Genomic DNA, 15,863 nt, shown 5'->3' with positions numbered 1-15,863 from the left:
AACAAGGCCCGGATTGTACCGGGCCCCGAATAAAACATCAGCCTCGCCGCTAAACCGGCGTGAGACCTTCAAGCGCCTCGTAAGCCTGCCGCACCGGGGCAAACGAACGTCGGTGAATCGGCGTCGGCCCGAGGCGGACCAGCGCTTCCAGATGAACGGGCGTCGGATAGCCTTTATGACCACCAATGCCGTAACCCGGATAGATCAACTCGAACGCCGCCATCTCGCGGTCACGGCTGACCTTGGCCAGAATCGACGCGGCGGCGATGGCCGGAACCTTGCTATCGCCCTTGACCACCGCTTCGGAACGCATCGGCAGTTTCGGGCAGCGGTTGCCGTCGATCATCGCCAGTTTCGGCTGGATATGCAGGCCCGCCACTGCACGCTGCATGGCAAGCATGGTGGCGTGCAGGATATTCAGCTCGTCGATTTCTTCGACTTCGGCACGGGCAATGCACCAGCTCAGTGCCTTCTCGCAGATTTCGTCGTAGAGCTTTTCACGCTTGGCTTCGGTGAGTTTCTTCGAGTCGTTGAGACCAAGAATCGGCCGGTTGGGATCGAGGATCACTGCTGCCGTGACGACCGCACCGCACAAAGGGCCGCGACCGACTTCATCAACGCCGGCCACCAGTTCTTCGACTTCGGCGACCAGAGTGAAATCCAGGCCCATCTGCATGCTTGACTTGCTCATCGTGTTTGACCGATCAGGTTCAGAACGGCGTCAGCCGCCTGATTGGAGGCGTCCAGGCGCAGGGTGCGGTGGATTTCATCGAAGCCGCGAGTCTGTTCTTCACCGCCGTCGATCAGCGGCGACAGGGTCTGGGCCAGCGCCTCGACCGTCGCATCATCCTGCAACAATTCCGGCACCAGCAGTCGCTGGGCCAGCAGGTTCGGCAGGGAGACGTACGGGCTTTTGACCATGCGCTTGAGGATCCAGAACGTCAGCGGCGCAAGACGGTAAGCCACGACCATCGGGCGCTTGTACAGCAACGCTTCAAGGGTCGCCGTGCCCGACGCGATCAGGACCGCGTTGCACGCTGCGAGCGCCAAGTGGGACTTGCCGTCGAGCAAGGTCACTGGCAAATCGCGACCGGCCAGCAGCTCTTCAAGCTGGGCGCGACGCTCCGGATTGGCACATGGAATGACGAAGCGCAAACCCGGACGCAGGGCTCGCAGGCGTTCGGCGGTATCGAGAAAAAGCGCCCCCAGACGACTGACTTCGCCGCCCCGGCTACCGGGCATCAAAGCCACCAGCGGACCGTCAGGCAACCCCAGCTCGGCTCGCGCAGCGGCGCGATCGGCTTGCAGTGGAATGGTGTCGGCCAGCGTATGGCCGACGAACCTCACCGGCACGCCCTTCTCTTCGTAAAACTTTGCTTCGAACGGCAGCAGCGTGAGCATCAGGTCGCAGCCTTCGCGGATCTTCAGCACCCGCTTCTGCCGCCACGCCCACACCGAAGGGCTGACGTAGTGCACGGTCTTGATCCCAGCCCGACGCAGCTTGAGTTCGATGTTGAGGTTGAAATCCGGTGCATCGATGCCGATGAACACATCCGGCTTCTGTGCGATCAGGGTGGCGATCAGGTCCTTGCGGCGCTTGAGCAGCTCGCGCAACCGACCGAGGACCTCCACCAACCCCATGACCGACAAGCGCTCCATGGGGAAGTAGGAACTCAGGCCCTCGGACTGCATCAGGGGACCGCCAACGCCGATGAACTCGACCGCCGGATGCTGTGCCTTGAGGGCACGCATCAGACCGGCGCCCAAAATATCGCCGGAAGCCTCACCCGCCACCAGCGCAATACGCAGATTGGCCATGATCAGCGGGTGATGCCGCGAGACGACGACTGGATGGAGTCACGGAACACCGCGACTTCCGGGAACTGGGCGGCAGGCTCGGCCAGTTCGGCCAGCGCTTGCTCGACAGTCAGCCCCTGACGATAAACGGTTTTGTAGGCACGACGCAGGGCGTGAATCGCATCCTCGCTGAAACCGCGACGACGCATGCCTTCAAAATTCATGCTGCGCGCTTCAGCCGGGTTGCCGAACACCGTGACGAACGCCGGGACGTCCTTGCCAATGGCCGTTCCCATGCCGGAAAAGCTGTGGGCGCCGATGTGGCAATACTGATGCACCAGCGTGAAGCCGGACAGGATCGCCCAGTCCTCGACATGCACGTGGCCGGCCAGTGCCGTGTTGTTGACCAGGATGCAATGGTTGCCGATGACACTGTCGTGACCGATGTGGGCGTAAGCCATGATCAGGTTGTGATCACCCAGGGTGGTTTCGGAACGATCCTGAACCGTGCCACGGTGAATCGTCACGCCTTCACGGATAACGTTATGGTCACCGATCACCAGACGGGTCTCTTCACCCTTGTACTTCAGATCAGGCGTGTCTTCGCCTACCGAGGAAAACTGGTAGATGCGATTGTGCTTGCCGATTCGGGTCGGACCTTTGAGGATCACGTGTGGCCCGATCACTGTTCCCTCGCCGATTTCCACACCTGCGCCGATGATCGACCACGGGCCGACCTCGACACCTTCGGCCAGTACGGCCGAAGGATCGATGATTGCGCGAGGGTCAATCAAACTCATAGCTTGCGTTCCGCACAGATGATTTCAGCGGAGCAGACCGGCTTGCCATCGACCGAAGCCTGGCATTCGAACTTCCAGATCTGACGCTTGCAGCTGATGAACTTGGCTTCGAGGATCAACTGGTCACCCGGCAGCACCGGCTGACGGAAACGCAGTTTGTCGGAACCGACGAAATAGTAGAGGGTGCCATCGGCCGGTTTCACATCGAGCATCTTGAAACCGAGGATCCCGGCAGCCTGAGCCATTGCTTCGATAATCAGCACGCCCGGCATGATCGGGTGGGCCGGGAAGTGACCATTGAAGAACGGTTCGTTGATGCTGACATTCTTGTAGGCGCGAATGCGCTTGCCTTCCGTATCCAGCTCCACTACCCGGTCCACCAGCAGGAACGGGTAACGGTGAGGCAGGTATTCGCGAATCTCGTTGATGTCCATCATTTCGGGGGAAGCCTATGTAAAGATTGGGAGCGCGACTGACGCGCACTCCTCTAGCAAATCAAGGAGGCAGTCCAGAGGCTGTGCACACTTGATATGGAAATGGTATCAGCCTTCAGATGAAGCATTGCCGCCAGGGGTCACTTCCCCTGCGCGCTTTTCAAGCTGTTTCAAACGCCGCGCGAGGTCATCGAGCTGACGGATGCGCGCCGCGCTTTTACGCCATTCGGCAGCCGGCTGCATGGCTGTACCGGAAGAGTAGGCACCCGGCTCGGTAATCGAGTGAGTCACCATGGTCATCCCGGTCAGGAATACGTTGTCGCAAATATCGATGTGTCCTACCAGGCCGACACCGCCGGCGAGCATGCAGTGCTTGCCGATCTTGGTGCTGCCGGAAATCCCGACGCACGCGGCCATGGCGGTGTGATCACCGACCTGTACGTTGTGGGCGATCTGAATCTGGTTGTCGAGCTTCACACCATTGCCGATCACGGTGTCGGCCAACGCACCGCGGTCGATGGCGGTGTTCACGCCGATCTCCACATCGTCGCCGATGGTCACGCCACCGATCTGAGCGATTTTCTGCCAGATGCCTTTCTCGTTGGCAAAGCCGAAGCCTTCGCCACCAAGCACTGCACCGGACTGAATCACCACCCGCTTGCCGATACGCACATCGTGATACAGCGTCACCCGCGGAGCCAGCCAGCCGCCCTCGCCGATTTCACTGCGAGCACCGACAACGCAATGCGCACCGAGGGTTACACCGGCCCCGATCCGTGCACCCGCCTCGATCACCACAAAGGGGCCGATGCTGGCAGTCGGATCAACGACGGCGTCCGGCGCGATCACCGCACTCGGGTGGATACCGGCAGCGGATTTCGGTTTCGGATCGAACAGGTGGGAGATGCGGGCATAAGCCAGATAAGGATCCGGCACCACCAGTGCATTCCCGGCATAACCTTCGGCGTCCGCAGCCTTGAGCAACAGCGCTGCGGCTTGGGAGCCGGCCAGGTATTTGCGGTATTGGGGGTTTGCCAGAAAGCTCAACTGAGCTGGGCCAGCCTCCTGCAAGGTGGCTAGCCCAGTAATTTGCTGCTCGGGATCGCCACTCAGGGTGGCACCGAGGAACTCGGCCAACTGGCCGAGTTTGATAGTCACGGTCATGGGTTACTTCAGCTGATTCATGCGCTCGATAACCTGGCGCGTGATGTCGTACTGAGGTTTGACATCGATCACTGCGCCACGCTCGAACACCAGGTCAAAACCACCTTTCTTGATGACTTCTTCCACTGCGCTATCCAGTTTCGGCTTGAGCTGCTTGAGCATTTCACGGTCAGCAACAGCCTTGGCTTCGTTCAGTTCCTTGGATTGGAACTGGAAGTCACGGGCCTTTTGCTTGAATTCCAGCTCCAGACGCTCACGCTCGCCCTGTTGCATCTTGTCGCCGCCAGCCATCAGACGGTCCTGGATTCCCTTGGCGCTGCTTTCCAGCGTCTTCAGTTTGGTCAGTTGAGGACCGAACTTCTTCTCGGCATCCACGGCGTACTTCTTGGCCGCATCGGACTCCAGCAGAGCCATCTGATAGTTCAGAACAGCGATTTTCATGTCGGCAAACGCCGGACCTGCCACCAGTACGGAGGCCAGGAGAACCAATTGAGTCAACTTACGCACGATGTACTCCTACAAAATCCATTGTCGTTATCTTGGGTCAGACGCTTAGAACGTCTGGCCGAGGGAGAATTGGAACACCTGAGTTTCAGCGTTATCCGGTTTCTTGATCGGTGTGGCCAACGCGAAGCTCAAAGGTCCCAGTGCGGTAACCCAGGTCACGCCAACACCGACGGAACTGGCCATGTTGCTCAGGCTGATGTCGTTGCACTGGGTGCTGGACTTCGAACCGTCAGCATTCACAGAGTCCTTGCACTTGGAGTCAAACACGTTACCAACATCCCAGAACACGGAGGTGCGCAGGGAACGCTGATCCTTGACGAAAGGCAGCGGGAACAGAACTTCGACACCGCCCTGAATCAGGACGTTACCACCGAACGGCAGCGGATCCTGGTCCGGGTCAGGCAAAGTGCCCGGGTTTTTGCCCTTGCTAGGCGTACTGCGCGGACCAAGAGTACTGTCTTTGAAACCACGTACCGAGTTGAAACCACCAGCATAGTAGTTTTCATAGAACGGCAAGCCGTCGGTCGAACCGTAACCGTCGCCATAACCCAGTTCGGTGTGCAGGCGCAGGGTGTAGTTTTCGGTGAGTGGCTGGAACAGCTGACCACGGTAATCAAGTTTGTAGAACGACAGGTCACTGCCAGGAATCGTCGTTTCCAGGGTCAGACTCTGCGAACGGCCACGAGTTGGCAGCACACCTTTGTTCAGAGTGGACTCGGACCAGCCGGCCGAAGCCTTGAAGTTCAGGTACTGATCACCTTCCTTTCTAACGAAGTCGAAGATTTCGTCAACGGTGTAGGTACCGGTCTTGATCTTGTCCTGCTGAGCCGACAGACCGAAGGTCAGACGCGAAGTCTCGCTGATCGGATAACCAACGTTCACACCGGCACCCAGGCTGTCTACCGCATAGCTGGCTACGTCGACGTCGAGGTCTTTGTAGTCGGTGGTGCGATAGAAGGCGTTGTAACCCAGGCTCACGCCATCGGCGGTCCAGTAGGGGTCAACGTAGCCGAAGTTGTAACGGCTCTGGTATTCACTGCGGGTCAGGCCGACGCTGACGCGGTTACCGGTACCCAGGAAGTTGTTCTGGGTGATCGAACCACCGAGGATCAGACCGGCGCTCTGGGCAAAACCTACGCTGGCGGTGATCGAACCGGAAGCCTGCTCCTCAACCGCATAGTTCACGTCAACCTGGTCGTCGACACCTGGAACAGCCGGGGTCTCGACGTTGACTTCCTTGAAGAAGCCCAGGCGCTCAAGACGGGTCTTGGACTGGTCGATCAGGTAGGTCGAAGCCCAGCCACCTTCCATCTGGCGCATTTCACGACGCAGCACTTCGTCCTCGGACTTGGTGTTGCCACGGAAGTTGATACGGTTGACGTAGGCACGCTTGCCCGGATCGACCGCAAACAGGATGTCCACAGTGTGGTCATCGTCGTGCGGCTGAGGAACACCGTTGACGTTCGCGAAGGTGTAGCCCTCGTTACCCAGACGACGGGTGATCAGCTCGGAAGTGGTGGTCATCAGCTTGCGCGAGAACACCTGACCCTTTTGCACCAGCAGCAGGGACTTGATCTGATCTTCAGGGACTTTCAGGTCACCGCTGAGCTTGACGTCACGAACCGTGTATTTTTCGCCTTCGTTGACGTTGACGGTGATATAGACATGTTTCTTGTCCGGAGTGATGGACACCTGGGTCGAAGCGATATCCATATTGATATAGCCACGGTCCAGATAGTAGGAACGCAGACGCTCCAGGTCACCGGAAAGCTTTTCACGAGCGTACTTGTCATCGTTCTTGAAGAACGACAGCCAGTTGGTGGTCTTCAGCTCGAACAGGTCGACCAGATCTTCTTCAGGGAAAACCGTGTTGCCCACCACGTTGATGTGCTGAATGGCGGCGACGGTACCTTCGTTGATCTTCACTTTCAGGCCGACACGGTTACGCGGCTGCGATACCACTTCGGTATCGACGGTAGCCGAGTAACGACCCTGCGCGACGTACTGGCGTTGCAGTTCGTTACGCACGCCCTCGAGGGTCGCGCGCTGGAAGATTTCGCCCTCGGCCAGACCGGACTGCTTGAGGCCCTTCATCAGGTCTTCGGTGGAGATCGCCTTGTTGCCTTCGATCTCGATGCTCGCGACCGATGGACGTTCGACGACCGTGATCACCAGAACGTTGCCTTCGCGGCCCAGCTGGATATCTTGAAAGAAACCGGTTTTGAACAACGCACGAGTGGATTCCACCAGGCGACGATCATCCGCCTGCTCGCCGACGTTCAACGGCAAGGCACCAAATACGCTACCCGCGGAGACCCGCTGGAGGCCATTGACGCGAATATCAGAGATAGTGAAGGACTCGGCGTGAACTTCGGCGATCATCAATACGGTGAGAACCGCAGTTAGCAGCAGACGTTTCATGAAGTCCTTTCTTATTCCAACTGGCAATAAACAAACTGCCGCAAAATGCGGCAGATTCGCAATTCAGCGAAGCGTTACAGACGACCCAGGTCGTTGACCAGAGCAAGCAACATCACCCCGACCACCAAACTGATACCGATCTGTATCCCCCAACCTTGCACCCGATCCGACAAGGGACGACCACGCGCCCACTCGATCAGATAAAACAACAAATGCCCCCCATCCAGTACAGGAATGGGCAGCAAATTCAGAACCCCCAGGCTAATACTCAGATAAGCAAGGAAATTCAGGAAATCAGCAACGCCCGACTGGGCAGAAGCGCCCGCCACTTTAGCAATGGTTATCGGTCCACTCAAGTTTTTTACCGAGAGCTCGCCGAACAGCATTTTCTTCAGTGAATCCAGCGTCAGGACGCTCATGGTCCAGGTACGACGGGCGCCCTCGCCAATCGCGGCCAGAGGACCGTAGCTGACCTCACGAATCATCTCCGGCGGCCAGTCGACGGCCTTCACTCCCGCCCCCAGATAACCGCTGGGCGACTTTCTCTCGCCGCGCGCCGCCAGCGTCACCGGGACGTCGATTTGAGCACCGTCGCGCTCGACGTGCAGCATGATTTTGGTATCAGGACGCGTACGAACGGTGTCGACCACTTGTTGCCAGTCATCCAGCGCCTTGCCGTCCAGCGCCAGCAGACGGTCACCGGCCTTCAACCCGGCTGCCTGGGCAGGGCCTTTCGGATCGAGCTCAGCGAGAATCGGCGGCAACGCAGGACGCCATGGACGGATACCCAGAGAGCGAATCGGATCCGGCTCGTCGGCACCCTTGAGCCAGTGATCCAGTGCAAGCTCACGCGGCGAGTCGGCCGTAGAGCCCTGCTCACGCACCAGCACCTGCAGGGAACCGCTTTCCCCCAGGCGACGCACCAGTTGCAGGTTGACCGCCGCCCAGCCCGAAGTCGGCTCACCGTCGATGGCGACGATTTCCTGACCTGCATTCAGACCGGCTTTCGCAGCAATACTGCCGGACTCGACAGCACCGATGACCGGACGCACCTGCTCACTGCCGAGCATGGCCAGCACCCAGAAGAACACCATGGCCAGCAGAAAGTTGGCAACCGGACCAGCAGCCACGATAGCAATACGCTGGCGAACGGACTTGCGATTGAAAGACAAATGAAGCTGATCAGCGGGCACTTCACCTTCACGCTCATCGAGCATCTTGACGTAGCCACCCAACGGAATGGCGGCGACGACGAACTCGGTCCCCTGCTTGTCATGCCAGCGCAGCAACGGCATGCCGAAGCCCACGGAAAAGCGCAGAACCTTGACGCCACAGCGACGCGCGACCCAGAAGTGGCCGAATTCGTGAAAGGTGACCAGCACACCCAGGGCGATCAGGGTGCCGGCAATCATATAGAGCGCGCTCATCTACTTTCTCCGCAATCCTGTTCTATGCCGCGTGAAGCCTTGTACCACAGAGTCTATCGACCTTGACGAGTCAGCCATTGCCCGGCGAGCGTACGTGCTGCCGCGTCCGCCGTGAACACCGCATCGAGATCATTCAGCGCAACCACCGGCTCGAGATTCAACACTTCCTCGATGATACTCGCGATTTCGAGGTAGCGAACCCGCCCGTCGAGAAACGCCGCCACCGCAACTTCATTCGCGGCATTGAGCATGGCAGGTGCACTGTTGCCAGCCTCGGCCGCCTGGCGTGCCAGGCGCAGGCACGGGAAGCGCTCTTCGTCGGGCGCCTCGAAGTCCAGACGGGCAATGGCAAACAGGTCCAGTGGCGACACACCCGAATCAATGCGCTCGGGCCAGGCCAAAGCATTGGCGATCGGGGTACGCATGTCGGGATTGCCCAACTGCGCCAGCACCGAGCCATCCACATAGTCGACCAGAGAATGAATCACGCTCTGCGGATGGATGACCACCTCGACTTGCGACGGTCGGGCATCGAACAGCCAGCAGGCTTCAATCAGCTCGAGCCCCTTGTTCATCATGCTGGCCGAATCCACCGAGATCTTGCGCCCCATGGACCAGTTCGGATGCGCACAGGCCTGATCAGGTGAAACATGCGCCAGTTCGGCCATCGGTGTCTGCCGGAACGGACCACCGGAAGCCGTCAGAAGAATCCGACGCACACCGACCGAGCTCAGACCACGGGAAAAATCCTGAGGCATGCACTGAAAAATTGCATTGTGTTCACTGTCGATTGGCAGCAAGACCGAACCGCTCTTGCGCACAGCCTCCATGAACAAGGCGCCGGACATCACCAGCGCTTCCTTGTTGGCCAGGAGAATTTTCTTGCCGGCCTCGACAGCTGCAAGGGTCGGTCGCAGACCGGCAGCGCCGACAATGGCGGCCATCACGGCATCCACTTCGGGGGCAGACGCGATTTGACACAAGCCTTCTTCACCTACCAGCACCCGAGTCGACAGGCCAGCGGCACGCAAGTCGTCTTGCAAGCCACGGGCTGCTGCGACCTCTGGCACCACAGCGAACTGCGGCACATGACGTACGCACAAGGCAAACAGCTCGCTCAGGCGGGTAAAACCACTAAGGGCAAACACCTGATAACGCTCAGGGTGACGAGCGATGACATCCAGGGTGCTCAGACCGATCGAGCCGGTTGCCCCCAGAACAGTGATCTGTTGCGGGCGGCTCACGGTGCAGCCATCCACAGCAGCACAGCGAATACCGGGATCGCAGCCGTCAGGCTGTCAATCCGATCCAGTATGCCGCCGTGCCCCGGCAGCAAATTGCTGCTGTCCTTGATGCCGGACTGACGCTTGAACATGCTTTCAGTCAGATCACCCACCACCGAGATGAACACGATCAGCGCAGCGCCAATCAGGCCTTTGAACAATTGCGCCACTGTCCAGTCACGAAACAGAGCAACCAGCGTGGTGATAACGAGGCTCAGCGCCAGACCGCCATACACGCCTTCCCAGCTCTTGCCCGGACTGACCTGCGGGGCCAGCTTGCGCTTGCCGAACGCACGACCGGAAAAATAGGCACCGATATCGGCCCCCCAGACCAGCACCATCACCGCCATGATCAACCAGTTGCCCAGCGGGTATTGCTTGATCTGAACCAGCCCTTGCCAGGCCGGCAGGAGAATCAGCAAACCAATCACCAGTTTGCTGGCGGCACTGGCCCAGCGCTCGCTGGAGCGCGGATAGGTCAGCACCAGCCAGGTCGCTACCGCCCACCAGATCACCGAAGCACCGAGCACCCACGGCGCCAGCCCCGGCAGGATATACATGACGAACAGCATCAGCGCGACGACTGCCGCATAACCAACGCGAAACGATTGCGCGGTGAAACCGGCCAGGCGCGCCCATTCCCAGGCACCCAGACTGACCACCAGACCGATGAACAGCGCAAAACCGGAACCCTCGAGCAGGAAAAACCCGCCCAGGGCGATCGGCAGCAGGATCAGCGCAGTGATGATTCGTTGTTTAAGCATTAAACCCGGGCTCCAGCTTCGATCTGCTCGCTCGTTTTACCGAAGCGACGCTGACGCGAAGCGAAATCGGCCAGTGCATTTCGCATGGCATCGTGTTTGAAGTCCGGCCAGAACAGGTCGGAGAAGTACAACTCGGCATAGGCCAGTTGCCACAGCAGGAAGTTGCTGATGCGGTGCTCGCCGCCCGTACGGATGCACAGGTCCGGCAATGGCAGATCGCCGGTCGCAAGACAAGCCTGCAGCAGATCGGGCGTAATGTCCTCCGGGCGCAGATGCCCGGCCTGAACCTCACGCGCCAGACGTTGCGCAGCCTGCGCAATATCCCACTGACCGCCGTAGTTGGCGGCAATTTGCAGGATGAAGCGATTGCTTCCCGCGGTCATGGCTTCCGCTTCGCGCATGGCAGCCTGAAGTTCGGGATGGAAACGCGAACGGTCGCCAATGATGCGCAGGCTGATGTTGTTGTCGTTGAGGCGCCTGGCCTCACGACGCAGCGCCTTGAAGAACAGATCCATCAGGGCACTGACTTCATCGGCCGGGCGCTGCCAGTTCTCACTGGAAAAGGCAAACAGCGTCAGTACCTCGACACCGGCCTCGGCACACACCTCGATCACCGCCCGCACAGCATCTACACCCGCTTTATGCCCGGCGACACCCGGCATAAAGCGTTTTTTCGCCCAGCGATTGTTGCCATCCATGATGATCGCGACATGGCGCGGCACCGCGGACGGCGCAGTCTGCTTGGTCTTTTCCATTTAAAGCTCGACCCTTATACGGCCATCAGATCCGCTTCTTTTTCCTTGGTAGCCGCGTCGATATCAGCTTCAGCCTTGTCGGTCAGCTTCTGGATATCAGCCGCCGCACGGCGCTCTTCGTCTTCGCTGATTTCCTTGTCCTTGACCAGCTTCTTCAGGTCACCCAGTGCATCGCGACGAATGTTGCGCACGGCAACGCGAGCATCTTCAGCCGCTGCACGCGCTTGCTTGGTGAAGCCCTTACGGGTTTCTTCGGTCAGCGCCGGCATGGAAACCAGCAGCAGCTCGCCCAGGTTGGTCGGATTAAGGTTCAGACCGGCGTTCATGATCGCCTTGTCGACCGCCGTGAGCATGTTGCGCTCGAACGGCACGACCTGCAGGGTCCGGGAGTCTTTCACCGTAACGTTTGCGACACCGCTCAAAGGGGTATCGGCACCATAGTAAGGCACCATCACGCTACCCAGAATGCTCGGGTGAGCCTTGCCGGTACGAATCTGGCCGAATGCATGACTCAGCGACTCGATCGACTTCTTCATGCGCTCTTGGGCGTCTTTCTTGATTTCGTTGATCATTGTTGAACTTCCTCGATCAGGGTTCCTTCAGCGCCGCCGTGTACGATGTTCAGCAGGGCGCCGGGCTTGTTCATGTTGAATACGCGCAATGGCATCTTGTGGTCGCGGCACAGGCAGATGGCCGTCAGATCCATTACGCCCAGCTTGCGATCCAGTACTTCATCGTAAGTCAGATGATCGAACTTCTCGGCATGCGGGTCTTTGAACGGGTCGGCGGTGTAGACGCCATCGACCTTGGTTGCCTTGAGCACGACGTCCGCGTCGATCTCGATGGCACGCAGGCAGGCTGCCGAATCCGTGGTAAAGAACGGATTGCCGGTACCGGCCGCGAAAATCACCACGTCCTTGGAGTTCAGGTGGCGCATGGCCTTGCGACGATCATAGTGATCGGTCACACCGACCATGGAAATGGCCGACATCACGATGGCCGAGATATTGGCACGTTCCAGCGCATCGCGCATGGCCAGGGCGTTCATCACAGTGGCCAGCATGCCCATGTGGTCGCCGGTGACCCGATCCATGCCGGCCTTGCTCAGCGCTTCACCGCGGAACAGGTTGCCGCCGCCGATCACCAGACCGACCTGAACGCCGATGCCGACCAGTTGGCCGACTTCCAGCGCCATGCGATCCAGCACTTTCGGATCGATCCCGAACTCTTCCGAGCCCATCAGGGCCTCGCCGCTAAGCTTGAGTAGAATGCGTTTATAGCGAGCCTGATAACCACTGCCCTGCTGAGCCATTGCGAATCTCTCCTGCGGCGTATTTAAAAATTCTTTGCGAGCTGTTTGCAGCTGCGTTCACTCTAGCGTGGCGCTGCTTCAGCGCCATCGGAACATGGCTTTGTAAGTCAGTTCCAAGGGGAAACCAATTAAAAATTGGTAACCCTATCTGAAAAGAGGCTGCGCGCGTGAGCGGGCAGCCTCTTTCGGGCGACAGTTGAAAAACCGTCTTACTGCTTGGCGGCAGCCACTTGAGCGGCAACTTCGGCAGCGAAGTCATCAACTGGCTTCTCGATGCCTTCGCCTACTTTGAAGTAGGTGAAGGAAACGATTTCGGCACCGGCTTTCTTGGCCAGCTCGCCAACCTTGACTTCAGGGTTCATGACGAAGGCTTGCTCTTTCAGCGAGGCTTCGGCTTTGAACTTGGTGATACGACCGTTGATCATGTTCTCAACGATGTTTTCCGGCTTGCCGGCGATCTTGTCGGCATTCAGCTGCAGGAATACGTTCTTCTCGCGCTCGATGGCCTCGGCGGAGATTTCCGACGCGTCCAGGAACTCCGGGTTCGAAGCTGCAACGTGCATGGCGATGTTCTTGGCCAGGTCGACGTCGCCGCCTTTCAGAACAACCACTGCACCAATCTTGTTGCCGTGCAGGTAAGCGCCTACAACGTCACCCTCAACACGCGCCAGACGACGGATGTTGACGTTTTCGCCACACTTGGCAACCAGGGCTTCACGAGCAGCTTCACGCGAAGCGATCAGCGGAGCCGCGTCGGTCAGCTTCTGAGCGAAGGCTTCTTCGAGGCTTTCGCTGACGAAGTTCTTGAAGTCGTCCTGCAGGGCCAGGAAGTCGGTCTGCGAGTTCACTTCCAGCAGAACGGCGGACTTGCCGTCAGCCTTGACAGCGATAGCGCCTTCAGCGGCAACGTTGCCGGCTTTCTTGGCAGCCTTGATCGCGCCCGAAGCACGCATGTCATCAATGGCTTTTTCGATGTCGCCGCCAGCCTTTTCCAGGGCTTTCTTGCAATCCATCATGCCTTCGCCGGTACGCTCGCGCAGTTCTTTGACCAACGCTGCAGTAATTGCTGCCATTTTCAAATTCCTCTTGGATAGGTTTTCAACCATTCCACCCGATCGAACGGGCGTTCAATTCTTCCCGAACCACCTTGTAGCCGCTGCACGTTACAGATACAGGGCGAGCGCTGCCACAAGTGGGCGCCGACAGATGGTTTTCGAGGTGGCAAAAAAGGGGGCCAAGCCCCCTTTTTGCTTACTGAGTCAACGCCAGGGCGTCAATTACTCAGCTGCAGCCTGAGTTTCTTCAGCTGCGAATTCAACAGTACCGCCAGCAACATTGTTGCGACCACGGATAACTGCGTCAGCCATCGAACCCATGTACAGCTGGATAGCGCGGATTGCGTCATCGTTGCCTGGGATGATGTAGTCAACGCCTTCCGGGCTGCTGTTGGTATCGACAACGCCGATGACCGGGATGCCCAGCTTGTTGGCTTCGGTGATCGCGATGCGCTCGTGGTCAACGTCGATCACGAACAGTGCGTCTGGCAGACCGCCCATGTCCTTGATGCCGCCCAGGGAGCGATCCAGCTTCTCAAGATCACGGGAGCGCATCAGCGCTTCTTTCTTGGTCAGCTTGGCGAAAGTACCGTCTTCGGCTTGTACTTCAAGGTCACGCAGACGCTTGATGGAAGCACGAATGGTCTTGAAGTTGGTCAGCATGCCGCCCAACCAGCGGTGATCGACGTACGGCGAACCGCAACGTGCTGCTTCTTCAGCAACGATCTTGCCAGCGGAACGCTTGGTGCCGACGAACAGAATCTTGTTTTTGCCCTGAGCCAGGCGCTCTACGAAAGTCAGAGCTTCGTTGAACATTGGCAGGGTTTTTTCAAGGTTGATGATGTGAATCTTGTTACGCGCGCCGAAAATGTACTTGCCCATTTTCGGATTCCAGTAACGGGTTTGGTGACCGAAGTGCACACCGGCCTTCAGCATATCGCGCATATTGACTTGGGACATGATAGTTCCTTGATAAGTCGGGTTGGGCCTCCACGTATCCCAATGACCAACCCCCGATCCGAGGATCAAAGGCACCCAGGCCATCGTGTCGACACGTGTGTGGGTTAATGCTCCCGGAGCTATCCCCGGAAAGCGGCGCATTTTATACCACAGCAAGGCCGCAAACGGAACCCGGAATCTTTAATCCCGTCAGGGACATGGATGCCGGCCCCTTGAATCGGCCTTGCGCGCACTATTGTATAGAGAGAAGCGATGCACGCAGGCGCGGATTTGCGCCTTTGGTCTGTTAGAATCGCGTTTTTCAGGGCTGCCAGGCCAAAACCGCCGCCCTGTCCGTATCAGCAAGCGCCGTCGAGCGCAGAGAGAGCCTGTATGACCGTCACCCTCAAAACCCCCGAGGACATCGCTGGCATGCGTGTCGCCGGCAAACTGGCCGCCGATGTGCTGGAAATGATTGCCGAGCACGTCAAGCCGGGCGTGACCACCGATGAACTGAACCAGATCTGCCACGACTACATCGTCAACGTGCAGCAAGCCATCCCTGCCCCGCTCAATTACAAGGGCTACCCGAAGTCGATCTGCACTTCGATCAACCATGTGGTCTGCCACGGCATCCCGAACGACAAGCCGCTGAAAAACGGCGACACCCTGAACATCGATGTCACCGTAATCAAGGACGGCTACCACGGCGACACCAGCCGCATGTTCCACGTCGGCACCGTGCCGGTCTGGGCCGAGCGTCTGTCCCAGGTCACCCAGGAATGCATGTACAAGGCGATCGAGATCGTCAAACCCGGCTGCCGCCTCGGCGACATCGGCGAGATCATCCAGAAGCACGCTGAAAAGAACGGCTTCTCCGTGGTGCGCGAGTTCTGCGGTCACGGCATCGGCAAGGTGTTCCACGAAGAGCCGCAGATCCTGCACTACGGCCGCGCTGGCACCGGCATGGAGCTGAAAGCCGGCATGACCTTCACCATCGAGCCGATGATCAACCAGGGCAAGGCCGACACCAAGGTGCTGGGCGACGGCTGGACCGCGATCACCAAGGACCGCAAGCTGTCGGCACAGTGGGAACACACTTTGCTTGTCACCGACACCGGCTACGAGATCTTCACCCTGCGCAGCGACGACACCATCCCGCGCATCTCGGCCTGATCCAGACACTGTTCCCAGCCTATAGAAGG

16 protein-coding genes are annotated in these 15,863 nt (G+C 58.8%); 1 reads left to right on the top strand and 15 read right to left on the bottom strand.

Features of this window, described 5'->3' with window-relative positions; all coding sequences use genetic code 11:
• Nucleotides 1-49 precede the first annotated feature (49 nt).
• The 15 genes from rnhB to rpsB form a co-directional block, all read right to left on the bottom strand.
• Nucleotides 50-676 (bottom strand): ribonuclease HII, encoded by a 627-nt coding sequence (gene rnhB, locus R1A29_RS05150; protein WP_085729815.1) that lies wholly within the window; start codon nt 674-676, stop codon nt 50-52.
• Between the two features lie 11 nt (nt 677-687).
• Entirely contained in the window at nt 688-1,818 is a 1,131-nt protein-coding gene (gene lpxB / locus R1A29_RS05145; protein WP_438300827.1) for a lipid-A-disaccharide synthase, read from the bottom strand.
• A gap of 2 nt (nt 1,819-1,820) precedes the next feature.
• Nucleotides 1,821-2,597, bottom strand: a complete 777-nt coding sequence (gene lpxA / locus R1A29_RS05140; RefSeq protein WP_085712845.1) for an acyl-ACP--UDP-N-acetylglucosamine O-acyltransferase — start codon at nt 2,595-2,597, stop codon at nt 1,821-1,823.
• Nucleotides 2,594-3,034 (bottom strand): 3-hydroxyacyl-ACP dehydratase FabZ, encoded by a 441-nt coding sequence (fabZ, locus tag R1A29_RS05135; protein ID WP_003222142.1) that lies wholly within the window; start codon nt 3,032-3,034, stop codon nt 2,594-2,596. The genes lpxA and fabZ overlap by 4 nt, the downstream gene beginning before the upstream one ends.
• A 105-nt stretch (nt 3,035-3,139) precedes the next feature.
• On the bottom strand, nt 3,140-4,195 hold the full coding sequence (gene lpxD, locus R1A29_RS05130; RefSeq protein WP_438300826.1) for a UDP-3-O-(3-hydroxymyristoyl)glucosamine N-acyltransferase: 1,056 nt from the start codon (nt 4,193-4,195) through the stop codon (nt 3,140-3,142).
• Between the two features lie 3 nt (nt 4,196-4,198).
• Nucleotides 4,199-4,702, bottom strand: a complete 504-nt coding sequence (locus R1A29_RS05125) for an OmpH family outer membrane protein (RefSeq protein WP_003222140.1) — start codon at nt 4,700-4,702, stop codon at nt 4,199-4,201.
• 45 nt (nt 4,703-4,747) lie between these two features.
• Nucleotides 4,748-7,123: an outer membrane protein assembly factor BamA gene (gene bamA, locus R1A29_RS05120; protein WP_438300825.1), complete on the bottom strand. Its 2,376-nt coding sequence runs from the start codon at nt 7,121-7,123 to the stop codon at nt 4,748-4,750.
• Between the two features lie 74 nt (nt 7,124-7,197).
• On the bottom strand, nt 7,198-8,550 hold the full coding sequence (gene rseP / locus R1A29_RS05115; RefSeq protein WP_438300824.1) for a sigma E protease regulator RseP: 1,353 nt from the start codon (nt 8,548-8,550) through the stop codon (nt 7,198-7,200).
• Nucleotides 8,551-8,603: 53 nt separating this feature from the next.
• On the bottom strand, nt 8,604-9,794 hold the full coding sequence (gene ispC, locus R1A29_RS05110) for a 1-deoxy-D-xylulose-5-phosphate reductoisomerase (RefSeq protein ID WP_438300823.1): 1,191 nt from the start codon (nt 9,792-9,794) through the stop codon (nt 8,604-8,606).
• A complete protein-coding gene (locus R1A29_RS05105) occupies nt 9,791-10,597 on the bottom strand; it encodes a phosphatidate cytidylyltransferase (RefSeq protein ID WP_085712840.1) in 807 nt (268 codons plus the stop codon). The genes ispC and R1A29_RS05105 overlap by 4 nt, the downstream gene beginning before the upstream one ends.
• Nucleotides 10,597-11,352: a polyprenyl diphosphate synthase gene (gene uppS, locus R1A29_RS05100; protein WP_438300822.1), complete on the bottom strand. Its 756-nt coding sequence runs from the start codon at nt 11,350-11,352 to the stop codon at nt 10,597-10,599. The genes R1A29_RS05105 and uppS overlap by 1 nt, the downstream gene beginning before the upstream one ends.
• A gap of 14 nt (nt 11,353-11,366) precedes the next feature.
• Nucleotides 11,367-11,924 (bottom strand): ribosome recycling factor, encoded by a 558-nt coding sequence (frr, locus tag R1A29_RS05095; RefSeq protein WP_085688727.1) that lies wholly within the window; start codon nt 11,922-11,924, stop codon nt 11,367-11,369.
• Nucleotides 11,921-12,664: a UMP kinase gene (gene pyrH / locus R1A29_RS05090; RefSeq protein ID WP_011332683.1), complete on the bottom strand. Its 744-nt coding sequence runs from the start codon at nt 12,662-12,664 to the stop codon at nt 11,921-11,923. The genes frr and pyrH overlap by 4 nt, the downstream gene beginning before the upstream one ends.
• A gap of 209 nt (nt 12,665-12,873) precedes the next feature.
• Entirely contained in the window at nt 12,874-13,737 is an 864-nt protein-coding gene (gene tsf / locus R1A29_RS05085; RefSeq protein WP_085712838.1) for a translation elongation factor Ts, read from the bottom strand.
• 204 nt (nt 13,738-13,941) lie between these two features.
• A complete protein-coding gene (rpsB, locus tag R1A29_RS05080; RefSeq protein WP_003222119.1) occupies nt 13,942-14,679 on the bottom strand; it encodes a 30S ribosomal protein S2 in 738 nt (245 codons plus the stop codon).
• A 372-nt stretch (nt 14,680-15,051) separates the two neighbouring features.
• Between rpsB and map the strand changes: the two genes are divergently transcribed.
• A complete protein-coding gene (gene map, locus R1A29_RS05075) occupies nt 15,052-15,834 on the top strand; it encodes a type I methionyl aminopeptidase (protein WP_039769663.1) in 783 nt (260 codons plus the stop codon).
• The last annotated feature ends 29 nt before the right edge of the window (nt 15,835-15,863 follow it).

The organism is Pseudomonas sp. NMS19W (assembly GCF_051554255.1).
Classification (GTDB): domain Bacteria; phylum Pseudomonadota; class Gammaproteobacteria; order Pseudomonadales; family Pseudomonadaceae; genus Aquipseudomonas; species Aquipseudomonas kribbensis.
Note: the sequence above shows the minus strand (reverse complement) of the source record. Positions and strands in the feature narration are given on the sequence as shown.

Excerpts from the sequence above, each read along its gene's own strand:
- lpxD (WP_438300826.1), bottom strand. The coding sequence starts at position 4,195 with ATGACCGTGACTATCAAACTCGGCCAGTTGGCCGAGTTCCTCGGTGCC.
- rnhB (WP_085729815.1), bottom strand. The coding sequence starts at position 676 with ATGCAGATGGGCCTGGATTTCACTCTGGTCGCCGAAGTCGAAGAACTG.
- rseP (WP_438300824.1), bottom strand. The coding sequence starts at position 8,550 with ATGAGCGCGCTCTATATGATTGCCGGCACCCTGATCGCCCTGGGTGTG.
- bamA (WP_438300825.1), bottom strand. The coding sequence starts at position 7,123 with ATGAAACGTCTGCTGCTAACTGCGGTTCTCACCGTATTGATGATCGCC.
- map (WP_039769663.1), top strand. The coding sequence starts at position 15,052 with ATGACCGTCACCCTCAAAACCCCCGAGGACATCGCTGGCATGCGTGTC.
- pyrH (WP_011332683.1), bottom strand. The coding sequence starts at position 12,664 with ATGGCTCAGCAGGGCAGTGGTTATCAGGCTCGCTATAAACGCATTCTA.
- frr (WP_085688727.1), bottom strand. The coding sequence starts at position 11,924 with ATGATCAACGAAATCAAGAAAGACGCCCAAGAGCGCATGAAGAAGTCG.
- lpxB (WP_438300827.1), bottom strand. The coding sequence starts at position 1,818 with ATGGCCAATCTGCGTATTGCGCTGGTGGCGGGTGAGGCTTCCGGCGAT.
- tsf (WP_085712838.1), bottom strand. The coding sequence starts at position 13,737 with ATGGCAGCAATTACTGCAGCGTTGGTCAAAGAACTGCGCGAGCGTACC.
- lpxA (WP_085712845.1), bottom strand. The coding sequence starts at position 2,597 with ATGAGTTTGATTGACCCTCGCGCAATCATCGATCCTTCGGCCGTACTG.
- uppS (WP_438300822.1), bottom strand. The coding sequence starts at position 11,352 with ATGGAAAAGACCAAGCAGACTGCGCCGTCCGCGGTGCCGCGCCATGTC.
- fabZ (WP_003222142.1), bottom strand. The coding sequence starts at position 3,034 with ATGATGGACATCAACGAGATTCGCGAATACCTGCCTCACCGTTACCCG.
- R1A29_RS05105 (WP_085712840.1), bottom strand. The coding sequence starts at position 10,597 with ATGCTTAAACAACGAATCATCACTGCGCTGATCCTGCTGCCGATCGCC.
- rpsB (WP_003222119.1), bottom strand. The coding sequence starts at position 14,679 with ATGTCCCAAGTCAATATGCGCGATATGCTGAAGGCCGGTGTGCACTTC.